The following is a 16,281-nucleotide window of genomic DNA, read 5'->3' as shown; positions in this document are numbered from 1 at the left end:
CCTTGGTTGGTCGGCTAAGACTGGCCGGACGGGGAAACGCAGGCGCGCCAGCACAGCGCGCGCCTGGACAGGAGCCTTATTTCGCCGCGGCTTCGCGCCACTGTTTGATGTACTCAAGGCGTTTTTTCGGCTGCAGGTATTCCAGCAGCGATTCGTCCACCGGGATCGGCTTCAGCGCGTTGCCCAGTCGTTTGGTCATGCCGTCGATATCGTTGGTGCCTTCAATATCGTTACGCAGTGAGGGAATGTCGGCCTGGCTGGCCAGAATGGTTTGTCCTTTTTCCGACAGCACATAATCCAGCCAGAGTTTGGCGGCGTTGGCGTTCGCCGCTTCCTTGCTGATAAAGGAGACGCGGGAAAGCACCAGCGTGTAATCTTTCGGGTAGGAAATGCCTAACGACGGATCCCCTTTGGCGCGCGCTTCGGCGTAGGAGCCAAGGATGTTAAAGCCAATCAGGTTTTCGCCAGACGAGACCCTTTCCATCATGGTGCCGGTGGATGACTGCACCGCCATCCCGCCTTTCGCCACGTCGCCCAGGGTTTTGAAATAGTTCGCATCGGCCTTGCTGTCCTGCACGGAAAGCATAAAACCGAGGCCCGATTTTTCGATGTCGTAGGTGGTGACTTTCTTCTTAAATTTGTCGGTCTGGCTGGCGATCAGTTTCGCCAGTGCCACATGGGAATCCGGCACGTCGCCCTGCGGGATCAGCCGTTTGTTGTAGATAAACACCACCGGTTCGTAGGTGGTGCCATAGGCTTTTTGCTGCCAGACCGCCCATTTGGGGATCTTGCTGATTTCCGGCGAGGCATATTCCGCCGCATAGTCGGTGGCCAGCTTCAGGCCGGTATCCATCGATGAGCTCCAGACCACGTCACCGCTGGTGCCGCCGGACGCCTGCTCGCTGATATAGCGGTTATAGAGCTCGGTGCTGTTCATATCGTTGTATTCGACTTTGATGCCGGGATAAGTGGCCTCAAACCCTTTGATCAGCGGTGCGGCCGCCTTGGTATCGGTGGTGGAATAGATCACCACTTTGCCCTCTTTCACTCCGCCCTCGACCAGCTTCTGGTAATCCGCCGGATAGCCCTGTGGCAGATCGGCGAACACCGGAGAAGCACAGGCTGCTGCCAGGGAAACCATCATCGCACTCAACTTTACGGACATAAATTTAACCTCATGGTTACATTTGGAAAACCTTATCCCAACATATAGCCCTTGCGCGGCGAGGTGCAATCAACATGGCGGCTTATCTTTCGGTTTTGTGAGGTTCGGGGCGGTTTTACGACCTAAAGGCGGGGAAGTCAGCCCTGCACTGCGGAGGCAGGCAGGGCGAAAGCAGAGGGATCAGTGCTGGCGTAAATCGCTGAGGAAACGCTTCGCGCGCTCGTGTTGCGGATTGCTGAAGAAGCGCTCCGGGTTGGCTTTCTCCAGGATTTTGCCCTGATCCATAAACCAGATGGTGTCGGCCACTTCGCGGGCAAAGTTCATCTCGTGGGTCACGCACATCATGGTCATGCCCTCCTGCGCCAGGCCGCGCATCACGTTCAGCACTTCGCCGACCATTTCGGGATCCAGCGCGGAGGTCGGCTCATCGAACAGCATCACCGGCGGCTTCATCGCCAGCGCGCGGGCAATCGCCACCCGCTGCTGTTGACCGCCGGAGAGCTGCGCCGGATAGGCATTGGCCTTATGCGACAGCCCGACCCTTTCCAGCAGTTCGCCGGCGTGGCGTTTGGCTTCAGACCGCTTAACGCCCAGCACTTTCATTGGCGACATCATGATGTTCTCCAGCACCGAAACGTGCGGGAACAGATTGAAGTTCTGGAAGACAAAACCAATCCGCGTGCGCAGCTGATTCAGCCGGGTGCTGGTGCCGTGAATATCGGTGCCGTCAAACAGGATCTGGCCCTGCTCAATCGGCTCCAGGCGGTTTACCGTGCGGATCAGCGTCGATTTGCCGGAGCCGGACGGGCCGCACACCACCACCACTTCGCCGCTTTGAATTTCTGCACTCAGATCGGTCAGGGCCTGATACTCGCCGTACCACTTGTTGACCTGATTGAACAATATCATGGGTCTCATTTGCCTTCCTTTATCAGTCAGTCTTGGTCAGAAGCAGGACCTGCGCGGTCTGCACGGCATCGGGCGTCACATTGCGGCGTTTGCGCGCAATGCGCTCTTCCAGTTTGTTGGCCAGCCAGGTCAGGCTGAAGCAGATCAGGTAATAGCTGATAGCCACAATCGCAAACACCTGGAAAGGTTTGGTCAGCAGCTGGTTATTCACCTGGTTGGCCGCATAGGTCAGCTCCGGCACGTTAATCACGTAACCCAGCGTGCTGTCTTTGATAATCGACACCAGCTGGCTGACCAGGCTGGGCAGCGCGTTGTACAGCGCCTGCGGCAAAATCACCACCCGCAGGGTTTTCAGATAGCTCATCCCCAGCGCGCGGGAGGCTTCATACTGGCCGCCCGGCAACGCCTGAATGCCGCCACGCACGATTTCAGCGATATAGGCGCTCTCGTAAATCACCAGCGTACACAGCATGGTGGCAAAGCCGCTGATGTTATGGCCAATCAGCAACGGCACGCAGAAGTAGGTCCAGAACACCACCATCAACAGCGGGATGCCGCGCAGCACGTACACCCAGCAGGCGGCGGGCCAGCTAAACCAGCGCCACGGAGAAATCCGCGCCAGGCCCAGCAACACGCCAATCGGGAAAGCCAGCAGCACCGCCAGTACCGAGATCAATAAGGTGCAGAGAACGCCGCCGAGCGGGCCGTTGGGATACTGGCCCATCAGCAGCAGCATGCCGTTATCGTGCAGAATGGTGAAGAAATCAGACATCGGATTACCTCGCGTAAGCCCGCTGGAAGCGACGAGCCAGTAACGCCCCCGCGGCCATCAACAGCAGTGAGAAGAACAGATAGCCCACGGAGGCCACCAGGTAGGCTTCGAAGGTCCGGAAGGTCTGGTTCTCGATATCACGGGTGACGTAGGTCAGTTCGGCCACGCCAATCACCATCGCCAGGCTGGTATTTTTAAACAGCAGCACGGTGTGGTTAAGCAGCGACGGCAGCGCATTGCGGATCGCCTGCGGCAGGATCACCGAACGCATTGAGCGCACGTAACTCATGCCCAGCGCGCGTGAGGCTTCGTTTTGCCCGTCAGGAATGGCGCGCAGGCCGCTGCGAATATCCTCGGAGAAATAGGCCGCCTGGCACAGGCCCAGCGCGCACATCGAGAACAGGAATTCGGCGTTGAAATCATTGACCCACATCTGCACCGACTCCGGCAGCAGCGTCGGGATGGCGAAATACCACATCATCAGCTGGATCAGCGTCGGCACGTTGCGGTGATAGGAGACATACGCCGAGACCAGAAAGACCGCCAGGCGTTTATTGGTTAAGCGGATCACCACCAGCAGCAACGCCAGGGCCATTGCCAGCAGCCACGACCCCAGCGCCAGCTTGAGGGTGACCAGCGTGCCGTCGACGATCATCTGCCCAAACTGGCCGGTCAGGACGGCACTGAAATCAAGTGTCATCGTCTGTTCACCCCTCGTGAAAGCTGTTATTCAGCGCGGTCGCCGGGACGCATGGTGGAGAGTCCACCCGGCACCTGCAGCGTTGGCGTAATTTCAATGTTGCCGATATTGACGGCCACCGGAGCCGACAGCGCAAAGGCAACGCAGTCGGCAATGTCCTTCGCCTGCGGCAGTTCGAAACCGTCGATAAAGCGGCGGCGCGCTTCTTCCTGATCGCCCAGAACGTTGCCGAAGATCTCGGTGGCGACGCGGCCCGGGCAGATTTCGGTGACGCGCACGCGCTTGCCGTAGCAATCAACCCGCAGCTGACGCGACAGGGCATGCACGCCCGCTTTGGTGGCGTGGTAAATCGAGTTGCCGTTAAAGTTATAGATGGCAGCAATCGAGGTAATGTTGATCACATGGCCACGGTCACGCTTCATCATGCCCGGCACCAGCAGACGGCACAGGTGCAGCACCGCACGCAGGTTGACGTCCACCTGGGTATCAATGCCCTCTTCGTCGGCATCCAGAATCGACCCCGGACGGGACACGCCGGCGTTATTGACCAGGATATCCACTTCCAGCTCGTTACACAGACGGATGATGCCGTCTAAATCGGCCACGTCTAACGCGTGGGGAATACAGCCGGTGCGGGCCGCCAGCGCCGTCAGCTGCTCTGCGCGGCGGGCCACGGCATGGACGGTGATCCCTTCCTGGCACAGACGTTCCACAATGGCTTCACCCATTCCGGCGGAAGCGCCGGTCACCAGCGCGATCTTATAATCTGAAAATGGCATCTCGCCTCTCCTGTCGTTCCCGGCCAACCATTTCGCCGGGTTTAGCAATAAATCTGACTGTATCCAGTAATCCCCAACCGGCATAAGACATAAACGGTGTGAGGCAATAAGGGGGACTTATAACGCCGGGTTCTCCGCGCTGTGCTGACGTAATTGCCGGGAAGGCGACAGCAGCGGGATGGCTAATTCGGCCAGCAGTTCCCGCAGCGTGTGCACCATGGCGATGGATTCCGGCGTGTCGCCATGAACCAGAATCGAGCTGGCATTCACCGGCAGCGTGACGCCATCAATGCTTTGCACCGTGCCGTCCAGCAGCAGCTGACGCACGCGGCTGCGCACCTGGTCTTTATCGTGGATCACCGCCCCGGGCTTGCTGCGGCTGACCAGCAGGCCATCGCTTTCGTAAGCGCGATCGGCGAGAAAGGTACAGACCACCGGCAGCGCCAGCGCCTGCGCCATGCGATCGACCGCATTGCCCGGCATGGTGCTGATGATCATATTGGCATCGAAGGTTTTCACCGCCTGCAGCAGCGTTCGCGCCAGCGCCTCGTCTTCGGAAACCATGTTGCCGAGCGCGCCGTGAAAGCTCATATGCGTCAGCGGATAGCGCGCCGCTGCGGCAAAGGCCGCCAGCGCCCCGAGTTGATAGGTGACGTAATGGGCCATCACTTCCGGCTCAATCTGCATCCGGCGGCGGCCAAAGCCCAGCAGGTCCGGGAAGCCAACGTGCGCGCCCAAATCTACCCCGTGTTGTTTCGCCAGCGCCACCGTGCGCGCCATGATCGCCGCGTCGCCGGCATGAAAACCGCAGGCCACATTGGCGGAGGTGATTAACGGCATCAGCGTGGCATCATCGGCAATCTGGTAATCGCCGAAGCCTTCACCGATGTCGGCATTTAAATCGAGATATTTCATGCGGCCTCCTCAGCGGGAAGCAGCGTGAAGATCGGCTCGCCGTACTCCACGCATTCGCCCTGAGCAATCGCCACCGACGCCACCACGCCCTTTACCGGGCTGCGCAGCGGCAGATAGACCGGCCCGACCTTCAGCAATCCCAGCAGCGCGTCTTTTTCCGCCAGCGCGCCGGGCGTGATATAAGGCCGATCGGCTAAAGGATGCTGCAACAGCACCACGCCAGGCATCGGCGCGCACAGGGATTCGGTTTTTTGTGGCGTGGCTACAGGCGCAGGCACCGCCGCAGAGGGCTGGGGCACAGGCCGCGGTGACGTTTTCAGCCGCAGGCGATAATGGCCGTCGGTGAGTTCAATGCTGCTGAGGCCAGACGCCCGCATCTTGTGGGCGATCTGACGGATATCGCGGAGTGCTAGTGTTCTGTTTTCCATTTCCATCCCGCCGGGAAGACTGACTAAACCGTGGGATCACTGTAGCGTGGCCGTCCCGGCGCCTGGTAAGAGCGTTTCGCTTTACGGTAATAAGGGAGACTTATTACCCCACCAGCGTCAGCGGACGGTTGTCCACCGTGCGGTTAGCCATCAGCGACAGCAGAATGCCTTTCACCGCTTCCGCCGGCTGCGACAGCGGCAGGTGATCGGACATGCAGAACGACAGCGAGACCTGGATATCCGGCTGTTCAATCTTCGCCATCCACGCATCGGAGGCTTTTAACATCGCGCGGGCGGCCGATTCCGGCATCACCGTGCAGCCGAGGCCCGCCGCCAGCGCGGCATTCAGCGTGGTCTGCGACTCGATTTCACACTTCACGCGGTAGGCCAGCCCCTGATGAATAAAGGCCTCATCGATCACCTTGCGCATGATGTTATAAATGCGCGGCAGGAACAGTTCGGCGTTAGCGACGTCCGCAAGGCTGACGGTTTTCGCTGGTTTTGCCAGGCTGTGCGGGCAGACGAAATAGAGGTCTTCCTTAATCAGCGGCATAAAGCGCAGCCCGTGAATTTCGCGGTTGCCGTAGATCACCGCCATATCCATCCGGCCATTCATGATCAGCTCGCTGAGTGTGGTGCCGAAGTTTTCATTGAAGTAGAGAATGATGCCGGGGAACTGGCGATGCACCTCTTCCATCAGCGGTAACGCCAGCTGCTGCGCCGCGGTGCCCGGCGCCAGGCCAACCGACACGCTGCCGGAGAGCGCCAGGCCGGAACCGTCGATGGCGCTTTGTGCCTGCTCGCACTGCCGCAGAATGGTTTGCGCGTGGACATACAGCGTTTTGCCGGCCTCGGTAGGCGTCACGCCGCGCTTGGTGCGGATCAACAGCTGCTGATTAACTTCCCCTTCCAGCGTCGCCAGCTGCTGGCTCAGCGCAGGTTGAGCAATATGCAGAATGTCAGCCGCCTGGGTCAGGCTGCCGACATCGACAATTTTAATAAAGTACTTCAGCCGACGGAGATTCATCACCGCGTCCTCAAAATGCGAAACAGAGTCTGATATAAGCAAAATTGATGCCAGGCACGGGCTGAATGCACAAATTGTGCGGTTTATCCGACCGTTACCGCCTGAAGCGTCGCGTTCGGGTTCCGGCCATCGCACCGATTTTCGGCCGTGCAGGCCGTTACGCACCATACCAGTGCATAAGGCTACCGCGCGGCGGGCTATTATTGTTTTGTGTTATGTCACCACAACAAAGCGCTATTGGCCTGGCTGCGCCATTCATTATTACCCTGCTTGGGTCCGCTCCCCTTTTCAGCCAGATGGCCAGGCCACACGCATGGCGATCGTTCTGGCCCTACTATTGGAACCCAAGCGCCATGCCTGATATTGCCGACCGTTTAAAGAACGTCTCCGTCTCTGCGTCCGTCGCCATGACCCAGAAAGCCCGCGATCTGGCGGCCGGAGGCGTGCATGTTGTGGCGCTGTCGACCGGCGAGCCTGATTTCCCGACGCCGCTGCACGCCATCGAAGCCGCCTATGCCGCCGCGCTGGGTGGCGATACCCGCTATCCGCCGACCGACGGCACCCCCGCGCTGCGCACCGCCATCCAGAAAAAATTCCAGCGGGATAATCACCTGCACTATGCCCTGAGCCAGATCCTCACCGCCGGTGGCGCCAAGCAGATCATCTTTAACGCCATGCTGGCCACCATCAATCCCGGCGACGAGGTGATCATCCCGTCGCCGTCGTGGATCAGCTACGCCGATATCGTTAAGTTCGCGGGCGGCACGCCGGTGCCGGTGGCCTGTCCGCAGGAGAACGGCTTTAAGCGCTATCCGGCCGATCTGGACGCGGCGATCACCGACAAAACCAAATGGCTGCTGCTCAATTACCCCAGCAACCCGACCGGTTCCGTCGCCACGCGCCAGGAGTTACAGGCAATCGGCGAGGTGATGCTGCGATATCCGCAGATCTGGATCATGACCGATGATATCTATGAACATCTGATCTACGACGACGTGACCTTCTGTACGCTCGCCGAAGTGGTGCCTGCGCTGTTTGACCGGGTGCTGACGGTGAATGGCGTCTCGAAAGCCTACTCGATGACCGGCTGGCGGCTGGGATTCTGCGGCGGCCCGCAGGCGCTGATTAACGCCATGAGCAACGTCAATACCCAGAACAGCGGCGGCGTCACCACCCTGACCCAGGCGGCGGCGGTGGCGGTGCTGGAAGGCCCGCAGGATCTGCTGAAAGAGCGGGCGGCAATCTACCGCCAGCGCCGTGATTACGTGCTGGAGCGTCTGACCGCCATTGACGGATTACGCTGCCATAAGCCGCAGGGCGCGTTCTATCTGTTCGTCAATATCGCCGCGTTTATCGGCAAAACCACCGCCGGCGGCCGCACCATCAGCAACGATGCCGACTTTGTGCTGGCGTTGATCGAAGAGCAGCATGTGGTCACCGTTCAGGGTGCCGCCTATGGCATGAGCCCCTATTTCCGCCTCTCTTATGCCACCAGCATGGACGTGCTGCAGGATGGCTGCAACCGGCTGGCCGCCTTCTGCGAAGGCATGCGTTAAGCGCTGAGCAGCAATAAAAAAGCGGGCAACCTGTTGGGGTTGCCCGCTTTTTTTGTCGCTTACAGCCCAACGACGCGTTTCATCGGCAGGCAGGAATCGCGCAGGCGCGTCAGCCAGCGGGCGATCTCTGCGGCCACCTGAATCGCTTCCTGCGCATCACTCTTCACCAGCTGGATAAACTGGCCGGGCTGAACCTGCGCCAGACGCCACAAATCCTCTTCAATGATCCCGGCCACTTTCGGATAGCCTCCGGCGGTATTGGCATCACTGAGCTGAATAATCGGTTCACCCGCTGGCGGCACCTGCACAATGCCCGGCACCAGCCCGTAAGATCGCATTTCCACCACTTTTTCCGGCAGGATCGGTTCGCCCGCCAGACGATAGCCGGTGCGGTTACTCTGCATCGATACCTTCCAGCTCTGCTGCCAGAAGCGTGCATGATCGGCGGCGAACAGCGCGTATTCTCCGGCCGGAATCGCACGCAGCTGCACCACGCCGCTGGCGCTGGTTGGAAACGCGTGCGCCATGGCGACCGCAGGCGGCTCAATACCCATTCCGGCGGCCGGCAACGCCAGTGAAAGCGTCTCGCCCTGCGGCAGCCGATCGCCCTTCTGCAACGGTCGGCCTTGATGACCGCCGAAATTGCCACGCAGCGCGGTGCTGCGCGAGCCCATCACCAGCGGCACATCAATGCCGCCCGCGACGCACAGATAGCTGCGCGCGCCCTGCCGTGGAAAGCGGCACTCCAGCTCCTGCCCGGCGCGCACCGCGCATCCCCACCACGGCGGCAGGTCAACGCCATCAAGCTGCGCACGGCAGTCTGCGCCGGTCAGCACGATGCTGGTATCGGCCAGAAAGCGCACGCGGAACGGGAACATCTGCACCTCAATGCAGGCGGCGTTTTCGTCATTGCCCAGCAGGATATTGCCGGCCCGTAACGCCAGTGGATCCATCACCCCGCTGACCGAGACGCCAATATGGCGGTAGCCGTTGCGCCCCAGATCCTGCACGGTATTGAGCGCGCCGGTTTGAGTAATTTCAATCACAGTTCAATCCTCGCAGGGATAAAGCGCACGCTGTCGCCCGGTGCCATCAACGCAGGATTTTCTGCCAGCGGATCGAAGACGTTAAGCTCCGCAAACCCCAGCGCGTTCCAGCCGTTCGGCCCGGTCAACGCGGAGACGCCCGCCTGCGCGCCGCCGATGGTGACCGTGCCTTTCAGCATATGCAGCGAGGGGACTTTTTTTCGTGGCGTGGCCAGCGAGGGATCGAGGCCGTGCAGATAGCCAAAGCCCGGCGCGCTGCCCAGCGCAAATACCGTGTAATGGCCGTTGGCATGACGACGCACCACTTCCGCCGCCGTTAAACCGGTGTGCTGGCAGATGGCCTGAAGATCGGTGGCATGTTCGCCGCCGTAAATCACTGGGATTTCGATCAGCTTGCCGTTAGGATCCACCGCTTCGGCCTTGTCCCACAGCTCGCTGAGCATCCGCAGCGTGGCGTCGTAATCGGTCGGCGTTTGCACAAACACCACCAGCAGATTGGTGACGCCGGGGATCAGCGAGTCAACGTCCGGGCGGTCGCTGAGCGAGGCCGCCAGCGACCAGATCCGCCGTTGCGCCGGCAAATCAAAGGCACCCGGCGCTTCCACCAGCCACGCACGGCTGCCGATGGTCGAGATCTTCACCCGGTCGCCATGGCCGTGCAGATGAAAAGAGGCGCTCGAAGGCGCCTCACGTAACCGCATCGTCATCGATTATTCCAGAGGTTCGAATTTCAGGCTGGACAGCGGCTGCACCTTCTCTTCGCGCACCATTTTGTAGTCGGTGTTGGGGCCAATCCATTTGTCCCAGATTTTGTCGATGGTGCCGTCATCGTCCATCGCTTTCAGGCTGGTATTCACTTTGGTCAGCAGCGCGGGCTCGCCCTGCTTCATGCCAATGCCAATCGGCTCCAGCGCCATTGGCTCTTTGATCATCCCCAGCTCGATGCCGTCTTTGCCGGCCTGGGTAATCATCTTGATGCCGGTCATGGTGTTGGTGACAAAGCCGACGGCTTTATTCTGCTCCAGCGCGAGGAACGCCGAGGCCGCATCCTGGAAGGTTACCGCTTTGGCGCCCGCCAGATGGATTGACTGCTCGGAAGTGGTGCCTTTGGTGGCACTGATGCGCTTACCTTTAAAGTCGGCTTTGGTTTTGTCGACGTCCGGCTTTTTCACCACCAGCATCTCTTTCGCCACGTAGTACGGGTCGCTGAACTGGATCTGCTTGCCGCGCGTTTTGGTGTACGCCAGGTTGGCAATCAACACATCGGCACGGCCGGTGGCAATCACCGCGATACGGGCTTCAATCGAGGTCGGCATCAGGTTGAGCTTCAGCCCCATCTGCTGTGCCAGCGCGGTACAAAGGTCAACATCCATTCCCACCAGCTGGCGGGTTTTCGGGTCCGGTGATGAAAACGGAGGAACGTCTGAGTAAACGGCACAGTTCAGCTGACCGCGCGCCTGGATATCGGACAGGGCATCGGCCTTAGCGGAAGAAAACGCCATCATTAATGGCAGTGCAAGTACGGAACAAGACAGTAGCTTCAGTTTCATCAGTAATTCCCTGGTCGGTAGCGATGACTTTCGTCCCCTGGCTCAGAATGAGCAAAAATAATGGGTTTGGCAGCGTTTTTACGGTGGCGGCTTTCGGCACCCTGATCCGACTATATAAGCCGCGTTTTGCCTTGTATAAGAGGGAAACCCTGTGTGGGGATATGCATTTTATATGACAGAAAATAGCCTGCACGCTCTAAGGTAAAACGGACTTCCCCGTGGCGGGAACCGGGTTGCACGATGAAAAGCGAAGGTAATGATGAATTCCAAACTGGGTGTGTTGCTGAAATTACTGTCAGCCCTCTGCGCGACATTAATGCTGGCCTGCGTCAAAGGGCTGAGCGGCACCATTCCGACCGGTGAAGTCATTTTCTTCCGCTCGTTCGTCGCCCTGTTTCCGCTGCTGATCTGGCTGAAAATGCAGGGCAATATTCTGCCGCAAATCAAAACGCGGAATATCTTCGGCCATTTAATTCGCGGCTTTTCCGGCACCGGCGGCATGTATTTCAATTATATGGCGCTGGTCTATCTGTCACTCGCCGACGCCACGGCCATCAGCTACGCCGCGCCGCTGTTCACGGTGATTCTGGCGGCGGTACTGTTAAAAGAGACCGTTCAGCTCTATCGCTGGCTGGCGGTGGTCATCGGCTTCTCCGGCATTCTGGTGATGCTCTCTGCCCATCTGAACGACGGCGGCTCGTTACTGGCCGGTAACGCCTTAAACCTGTCCGCCGGGTTGGGCATTCTGTTAGGGCTGATGGCCGCGCTGTGCACCGCGGTGTCGCTGGTGCAGATCCGCTTTCTGAACGGCATTGAAAAACCCGGCGCGATTGTGTTTTATTTTTCGTTGATGACCATGCTGATTGGCCTGTCGACGCTGTTTTTCGGTTGGGTGATGCCGGATAGCACCCAGCTGTTGCTGTTGGTGGGCTGCGGCTTTTTCGGCGGCATGGCGCAAATTCTGGTCACCCTCAGCCTGCGCTATGCCGACGCCTCGCTGCTGGCGCCGTTTGATTACACCACGCTGGTGTGGTCGATGCTGATTGGCTATCTGTTTCTTAACAGCCTGCCGGGGTCGTCGACGATTTTTGGCGCGGTGATTGTCGCCTCGGCGGGGATCTTCACCGTCTGGAGCGAAAGGCGCAAGCGCAAGCTGAGGATGATCCGCACCCTGACCTGAGTTCGCCGTGCCGACATTTACCGCTCCGCGCACAGGTTTTACTGGCAGCGCGCCAGGTCACACGTTAAGCTCTGCGCAAATTTTTACAGCCAGAACCGATCGCCATGAAAACCAAACTGCTCGCCATCCTGATCCTCGTCGTTATCGCCATTGGTCTTTACCTCGCGCTGAAGCCTCACCCACAGAATCCGCACTACTATGCGGCGGCCTGCGTGATGATTAACGACATCGGCCAGCCGAAAAATCCGGATGAATTTATGGCGAAGTTGCAGACGGTGATCGTCAATGAAAACGCCTCCTATGCCTTTGATAAGGTGGAATTCGATCGCCATTCGGCGCAGGGTGCCAGCCAGCGTTACTACGCGCTGAGCCCGGCACAGCAGGCTGATACCCGCAAAGGTCTGGATAATTGTCTGGCGGTGATGCTGCCCGCCGCCAGGCCGTAATCGTTGAGGTTAAGTGACAGGCCAATATCTCTGGCCTGTCATTTTTATTTCAGAGACATAAATATAATTTATTAGTATTAAAGTCCTACTGCATTAAGACCGCGTCTCAGGAATAGTATCAATAGCAATAAACAGTGATGTTTTTGGGCATCCAGGATAAAGCCGACTATTTATTCAATAAGATCGCCAAATCATTAATAACCGCTGGGCGTAATTATTCTGCGTGCATTGCGGTTAATTCCTTGTAATTCAGTTACCCCGTCTTGCAGTAATCAGAAAAAACCCGCCACTGCCATACCGGAGATTTCTTTATTAGTGCCACACTTCAGTAGCTTACGCCTGATATGTTGCGGCAGGCCGCGCGCTGTGGGTATGAATGAAATATCAGCAAGTCAAATCAGAATAAGGCGAAATGATTACCCAGGCTTAACCACGCAGTCAGGGCATAATCTGTAAAATCCGGCCAGGCGGGCTGCGCGATATAGAATGTCAGTTAAACAATAGCCACTAAAAATAACTCACATGTCATTCAGACCCTTTTATGAAGGAGGCGATAAAATGCCTGCCGAATATTATTATGTGACACAGCAAAAAGATAAATCTGATTTTCACATGCTGCATCGGGCGGGATGTCCTTCCCTGCCCAGAAAGGAGACGCTGCACTTTATTGGCAGCCTGTACGATGCCTCTCAGGCCATGACCGTGGCCAAAATGCGCGTAGGGCAGCAGGTCAAAGCCTGTTTCATCTGTTGTCGCCCGCAAAATGAGGCGAACAAGCCGCTGCCCGACAAGATGCACGCGCGGCAACATTCGGGAAAATAACACGCCTAAGGTCAATACGGGCCGGTTTCATCAGGGCGATGTCACCGGTTTGGGTCTGAACACGGGCAGGCGGGAAATCGCCTGCCCGTAAGGCGTTACTGACTGACGCGGTAGCGATCCAGCCAGTGCGCATACGGTGCGGGCAGCACCCAGGACGCCTGCTCTTTCTTCAGGTCGCGTGCGGCCTGGTACGTCCAGTTCGGGTTGGCCAGATGCGCCTTGCCGACCATCACCAGATCCAGCTCGCCTTTCTCAATGGTTTGATTGGCAATAAGCGGCGCGTCAATGCCCCAGGCGGACGCCACGGCAATGTTCGCTTCGCGCTTCACGCGGGCCGCAACCGGGGCCAGGAAAGCCGGTCCCCACGGAATGTTTGAGTCCGGCGTGGAGAAGCCGACGCTGACGCTCAGCAGATCCAGGCCGTTAGCGCGGAACTTTTTGGTCAGGTCGATGGCTTCGCTCAGCGTCTCTTCATCGCGGCCATCGTACTCAATCACGCCGAAACGGGCGGTCAGCGGCAGATTTTCCGGCCACTGGTGACGCACGGCATCCAGCGTTTCCAGCAGGAAGCGCCCGCGATTTTCGGCATTGCCGCCGTACTGATCCTGACGCTGGTTGGCGTGAACCGAGAAGAAGCTCTGCGCCAGATAGCCATGGGCAAAATGCAGCTCCAGCCATTCAAAACCGGCCTCACGCGCGCGGCGGGTGGCGTCGGCAAAGTCGTTGCGCACGCGGGCAATATCGGCCAGCGTCATTTCCTGCGGGACCTGCGGCAGGTTGCTGCCAAAGGCCACGGCGGACGGGGAAAGGGTCTCCCAGCTGCGCGGATCGGTTTTAACGATATGATCGTCACCTTCCCACGGCAGGTTGGCGCTGGCTTTACGTCCGGCATGACCAATCTGGATGCCAGGGATGGCACCGGCCGCTTTGATTTCGCGGGCAATCTGCGCCAGCTTTTCCGCCTGCTCGTCATTCCACAGACCTAAACAGCCCGGGGTGATGCGGCCTTCTGGCGAAACGGCCGTGGCTTCCACAATCACCAGCCCCGCACCACCGCGCGCCAGGCTGTTGTAGTGCACGCGGTGCCAGTCATTACTGACGCCATCAACAGCGCTGTACTGGCACATTGGCGGCACGGCAATACGGTTACGTAACGTTACGTCTTTCAATTCAAACGGGGAAAATAGCCCTGGCATAGAAACCTCAGTAGTCGAAAACAAACGCAGAAAATAGCGGGATACCATAACGCCCAATGGCACTGCGACCTGTAGCACCAAATGCCATCGGCGGCGTTGCGCGCGGTAAACAATCCCTTTTTCCGGCAATGCTTGGTCTTTATTCGCATTTCCTCGTGCGGACTCAGGAGAAGGTGTCGAACAGCTGCTGCCGTATCCAGCGATGCCCGGCCGACGTATGGGTGCGTTCATGCCAGGCGACGGTTTTGGTAAAACCGGGGATCGCCAGCGGCGGCGCCAGCAGCGTCAGCCCGTGGGTATTCACCGCCAGCCGTTTTGGCACCACCGCAATCAGATCGCTGTCGCGCAGGATTTCCGGCAGCACCAGAAAACTGGTGACCGACAGCGTCACCTTGCGCTTCAGCCCCAACGCCAGCAACGCACTGTCGGTCACGCCGGAAAACATCTCGCCTTCGTAGGAAACCAGCGCATGATCCAGCGCGCAAAAGCGCGTTAAGGTCAGCTTTTTCGCCGCCGCCGGATGTCCCTCCCGCAGCATACAGACATACTCTTCATCGAACAGCCGACGCGCGTGCAGCTCTGGCGGCGTGCTCTCCGGCGTGACGATAGCCAGATCGATTTCCCCGCGTTCAAGCTGCTGCTGCAACTGGCGGTTTTCCACCGGCCTGACGGCGATCTGTAGCCCAGGCGCCAGCGTGCGCAACCGGGCGAGAAACGGCACCACCACCGCCCGCAGCGCATAGTCCGTCGAGGCGATCGTCAGCTGCATCTCGCTTTGCGCAGGATCGAATGCCGCGGGCTGCAGCATCCCGTCGATATCCCGCAGGATTTTTGCCACCGGCTCCGCCAGTTCCAGCGCACGCGGCGTCGGCACGATGCCGTGCGGCGCGCGGACAAACAGCGGATCGTTAAAGCTCTCGCGCAGTCGTGCCAGCATGCCGCTGACCGCCGGTTGCGTCAGCGACAGACGACGGGCGGCGCGGGTGACGTTGCGCTCCTCCAGCAGGGCGGAGAAGGCTTTTAACAGGTTCAGATCCAGCGTTCTGATATCAGCCATGGTGATAACCAAAATAAAAAACGGTGATTAGATTTATGTCAGTCTGACACGCATGCTGTGGGTTATCCACTCGCTGCAGGCAGAAACGTTGCGACGCCAGCGGGTGACTCTCTCACCACTGAACACAGGAATTTCCCATGCTTAACGCCATCATCTGGCCTGAAGGCTATCTGCCAGGCACCACCGATAACAGCGTGTCCAATGAAATTATCGTCGCCGGCATTACTGCGGCTCAGGTCTGGGCGCAGTTGAATAACACCGCGCTGTGGGCCAGTTATTACAGCAATGCCGATGATATCCGTTTTCACGATGCCTCTGGCCCGGAATTACGCGCCGGTGCACGCTTTCGCTTCACCACCTTTGGCTTCCCGGTTGAAGCGGAAGTGACGGAATACGTGCCGCCGGTGGCCGGTGAAGCGGCGCGCATTGCGTGGCATGGCTGGGTGGAAGGCGACGCGGATTCGCGTCTGGATGTGCATCATGCCTGGCTGTTTGAGGATCTGCCGGGCAACCGCGTGCGCATCCTGACCCAGGAAACGCAGATCGGGAAACCCGCGCAGGAACTGGCGCAAACCCGCCCTAACCCGATGCTGAATGCGCATCAGGAATGGATCGACGGACTGGCATCAGCCGCGCAAAAAGCCCAATAAACAGCAACATGGCGCTAAAGTTTGCCTTAGCTAAGATGTCTTTTCTGTAACATCTTCAACAAATGTCACACTTTAGTGCCCGC

The 16,281-nt window shown here is 58.7% G+C and carries 18 protein-coding genes; 5 read left to right on the top strand and 13 right to left on the bottom strand.

Features of this window, described 5'->3' with window-relative positions:
* Nucleotides 1–76: 76 nt before the first annotated feature.
* From AC0IXH_RS22020 to nac, 8 genes are all read right to left on the bottom strand, one after another.
* Nucleotides 77–1,165, bottom strand: coding sequence for an ABC transporter substrate-binding protein (locus tag AC0IXH_RS22020; RefSeq protein ID WP_471721010.1), 1,089 nt, complete (start codon nt 1,163–1,165; stop codon nt 77–79).
* 180 nt (nt 1,166–1,345) lie between these two features.
* Nucleotides 1,346–2,083 (bottom strand): amino acid ABC transporter ATP-binding protein, encoded by a 738-nt coding sequence (locus tag AC0IXH_RS22015; RefSeq protein ID WP_013203754.1) that lies wholly within the window; start codon nt 2,081–2,083, stop codon nt 1,346–1,348.
* 13 nt (nt 2,084–2,096) lie between these two features.
* Nucleotides 2,097–2,846 carry an amino acid ABC transporter permease gene (locus AC0IXH_RS22010; protein ID WP_013203755.1) on the bottom strand — a complete coding sequence of 250 codons (750 nt, stop codon included), beginning with the start codon at nt 2,844–2,846 and terminating at the stop codon, nt 2,097–2,099.
* Between the two features lie 4 nt (nt 2,847–2,850).
* The gene (locus tag AC0IXH_RS22005; RefSeq protein ID WP_013203756.1) at nt 2,851–3,546 is read right to left on the bottom strand and encodes an amino acid ABC transporter permease; all 696 of its coding nucleotides are present in this window, start codon (nt 3,544–3,546) and stop codon (nt 2,851–2,853) included.
* Between the two features lie 26 nt (nt 3,547–3,572).
* Complete coding sequence (locus tag AC0IXH_RS22000; protein WP_471721009.1) at nt 3,573–4,325, bottom strand: SDR family oxidoreductase; 753 nt, start codon at nt 4,323–4,325, stop codon at nt 3,573–3,575.
* A 117-nt stretch (nt 4,326–4,442) separates the two neighbouring features.
* Nucleotides 4,443–5,240 carry a LamB/YcsF family protein gene (locus AC0IXH_RS21995; protein WP_134822716.1) on the bottom strand — a complete coding sequence of 266 codons (798 nt, stop codon included), beginning with the start codon at nt 5,238–5,240 and terminating at the stop codon, nt 4,443–4,445.
* Nucleotides 5,237–5,668 (bottom strand): acetyl-CoA carboxylase biotin carboxyl carrier protein, encoded by a 432-nt coding sequence (locus AC0IXH_RS21990; RefSeq protein ID WP_471721008.1) that lies wholly within the window; start codon nt 5,666–5,668, stop codon nt 5,237–5,239. Before AC0IXH_RS21990 ends, AC0IXH_RS21995 begins: the two co-directional genes overlap by 4 nt.
* Before the next feature lie 103 nt (nt 5,669–5,771).
* The gene (gene nac, locus AC0IXH_RS21985) at nt 5,772–6,695 is read right to left on the bottom strand and encodes a nitrogen assimilation transcriptional regulator NAC (protein ID WP_013203760.1); all 924 of its coding nucleotides are present in this window, start codon (nt 6,693–6,695) and stop codon (nt 5,772–5,774) included.
* A gap of 353 nt (nt 6,696–7,048) precedes the next feature.
* On the opposite strand from nac, the gene AC0IXH_RS21980 reads away from it, so the two are divergent.
* Nucleotides 7,049–8,251: a pyridoxal phosphate-dependent aminotransferase gene (locus AC0IXH_RS21980; protein WP_471721173.1), complete on the top strand. Its 1,203-nt coding sequence runs from the start codon at nt 7,049–7,051 to the stop codon at nt 8,249–8,251.
* Between the two features lie 59 nt (nt 8,252–8,310).
* Here the strand turns inward: AC0IXH_RS21980 and AC0IXH_RS21975 are convergent, their stop codons facing one another.
* The 3 genes from AC0IXH_RS21975 to AC0IXH_RS21965 are packed head-to-tail and all read right to left on the bottom strand — an operon-like array spanning nt 8,311 to nt 10,847.
* Entirely contained in the window at nt 8,311–9,297 is a 987-nt protein-coding gene (locus tag AC0IXH_RS21975; RefSeq protein WP_346567121.1) for a 5-oxoprolinase subunit C family protein, read from the bottom strand.
* A complete protein-coding gene (pxpB, locus tag AC0IXH_RS21970) occupies nt 9,294–9,998 on the bottom strand; it encodes a 5-oxoprolinase subunit PxpB (protein WP_471721172.1) in 705 nt (234 codons plus the stop codon). Before pxpB ends, AC0IXH_RS21975 begins: the two co-directional genes overlap by 4 nt.
* A 9-nt stretch (nt 9,999–10,007) precedes the next feature.
* A complete protein-coding gene (locus AC0IXH_RS21965) occupies nt 10,008–10,847 on the bottom strand; it encodes an ABC transporter substrate-binding protein (RefSeq protein WP_013203764.1) in 840 nt (279 codons plus the stop codon).
* A 259-nt stretch (nt 10,848–11,106) separates the two neighbouring features.
* On the opposite strand from AC0IXH_RS21965, the gene AC0IXH_RS21960 reads away from it, so the two are divergent.
* From AC0IXH_RS21960 to AC0IXH_RS21950, 3 genes are all read left to right on the top strand, one after another.
* The gene (locus AC0IXH_RS21960; RefSeq protein ID WP_471721171.1) at nt 11,107–12,027 is read left to right on the top strand and encodes a DMT family transporter; all 921 of its coding nucleotides are present in this window, start codon (nt 11,107–11,109) and stop codon (nt 12,025–12,027) included.
* A 104-nt stretch (nt 12,028–12,131) separates the two neighbouring features.
* A complete protein-coding gene (locus AC0IXH_RS21955) occupies nt 12,132–12,473 on the top strand; it encodes a hypothetical protein (protein WP_134822720.1) in 342 nt (113 codons plus the stop codon).
* 558 nt (nt 12,474–13,031) lie between these two features.
* Nucleotides 13,032–13,295, top strand: coding sequence for a hypothetical protein (locus AC0IXH_RS21950; RefSeq protein ID WP_346595795.1), 264 nt, complete (start codon nt 13,032–13,034; stop codon nt 13,293–13,295).
* A gap of 95 nt (nt 13,296–13,390) precedes the next feature.
* Here the strand turns inward: AC0IXH_RS21950 and AC0IXH_RS21945 are convergent, their stop codons facing one another.
* Complete coding sequence (locus AC0IXH_RS21945; RefSeq protein WP_134822722.1) at nt 13,391–14,491, bottom strand: NADH:flavin oxidoreductase/NADH oxidase; 1,101 nt, start codon at nt 14,489–14,491, stop codon at nt 13,391–13,393.
* 163 nt (nt 14,492–14,654) lie between these two features.
* On the bottom strand, nt 14,655–15,548 hold the full coding sequence (locus AC0IXH_RS21940) for a LysR family transcriptional regulator (RefSeq protein ID WP_013203772.1): 894 nt from the start codon (nt 15,546–15,548) through the stop codon (nt 14,655–14,657).
* Nucleotides 15,549–15,685: 137 nt separating this feature from the next.
* On the opposite strand from AC0IXH_RS21940, the gene AC0IXH_RS21935 reads away from it, so the two are divergent.
* Complete coding sequence (locus tag AC0IXH_RS21935; protein WP_206403519.1) at nt 15,686–16,198, top strand: SRPBCC domain-containing protein; 513 nt, start codon at nt 15,686–15,688, stop codon at nt 16,196–16,198.
* Nucleotides 16,199–16,281 lie beyond the last annotated feature (83 nt).

The organism is Erwinia sp. AC075, from assembly GCF_979253995.1.
Note: the sequence above shows the minus strand (reverse complement) of the source record. Positions and strands in the feature narration are given on the sequence as shown.

What these genes read in the sequence shown, in the direction of transcription:
- AC0IXH_RS21940 (WP_013203772.1), bottom strand. Translation starts at nt 15,548, where the DNA reads ATGGCTGATATCAGAACGCTGGATCTGAACCTGTTAAAAGCCTTCTCC.
- AC0IXH_RS22020 (WP_471721010.1), bottom strand. Translation starts at nt 1,165, where the DNA reads ATGTCCGTAAAGTTGAGTGCGATGATGGTTTCCCTGGCAGCAGCCTGT.
- pxpB (WP_471721172.1), bottom strand. Translation starts at nt 9,998, where the DNA reads ATGCGGTTACGTGAGGCGCCTTCGAGCGCCTCTTTTCATCTGCACGGC.
- nac (WP_013203760.1), bottom strand. Translation starts at nt 6,695, where the DNA reads ATGAATCTCCGTCGGCTGAAGTACTTTATTAAAATTGTCGATGTCGGC.
- AC0IXH_RS21995 (WP_134822716.1), bottom strand. Translation starts at nt 5,240, where the DNA reads ATGAAATATCTCGATTTAAATGCCGACATCGGTGAAGGCTTCGGCGAT.
- AC0IXH_RS21955 (WP_134822720.1), top strand. Translation starts at nt 12,132, where the DNA reads ATGAAAACCAAACTGCTCGCCATCCTGATCCTCGTCGTTATCGCCATT.
- AC0IXH_RS22015 (WP_013203754.1), bottom strand. Translation starts at nt 2,083, where the DNA reads ATGAGACCCATGATATTGTTCAATCAGGTCAACAAGTGGTACGGCGAG.
- AC0IXH_RS21980 (WP_471721173.1), top strand. Translation starts at nt 7,049, where the DNA reads ATGCCTGATATTGCCGACCGTTTAAAGAACGTCTCCGTCTCTGCGTCC.
- AC0IXH_RS21945 (WP_134822722.1), bottom strand. Translation starts at nt 14,491, where the DNA reads ATGCCAGGGCTATTTTCCCCGTTTGAATTGAAAGACGTAACGTTACGT.
- AC0IXH_RS21935 (WP_206403519.1), top strand. Translation starts at nt 15,686, where the DNA reads ATGCTTAACGCCATCATCTGGCCTGAAGGCTATCTGCCAGGCACCACC.
- AC0IXH_RS21960 (WP_471721171.1), top strand. Translation starts at nt 11,107, where the DNA reads ATGAATTCCAAACTGGGTGTGTTGCTGAAATTACTGTCAGCCCTCTGC.
- AC0IXH_RS22005 (WP_013203756.1), bottom strand. Translation starts at nt 3,546, where the DNA reads ATGACACTTGATTTCAGTGCCGTCCTGACCGGCCAGTTTGGGCAGATG.
- AC0IXH_RS21950 (WP_346595795.1), top strand. Translation starts at nt 13,032, where the DNA reads ATGCCTGCCGAATATTATTATGTGACACAGCAAAAAGATAAATCTGAT.
- AC0IXH_RS21990 (WP_471721008.1), bottom strand. Translation starts at nt 5,668, where the DNA reads ATGGAAAACAGAACACTAGCACTCCGCGATATCCGTCAGATCGCCCAC.
- AC0IXH_RS22010 (WP_013203755.1), bottom strand. Translation starts at nt 2,846, where the DNA reads ATGTCTGATTTCTTCACCATTCTGCACGATAACGGCATGCTGCTGCTG.
- AC0IXH_RS21965 (WP_013203764.1), bottom strand. Translation starts at nt 10,847, where the DNA reads ATGAAACTGAAGCTACTGTCTTGTTCCGTACTTGCACTGCCATTAATG.
- AC0IXH_RS22000 (WP_471721009.1), bottom strand. Translation starts at nt 4,325, where the DNA reads ATGCCATTTTCAGATTATAAGATCGCGCTGGTGACCGGCGCTTCCGCC.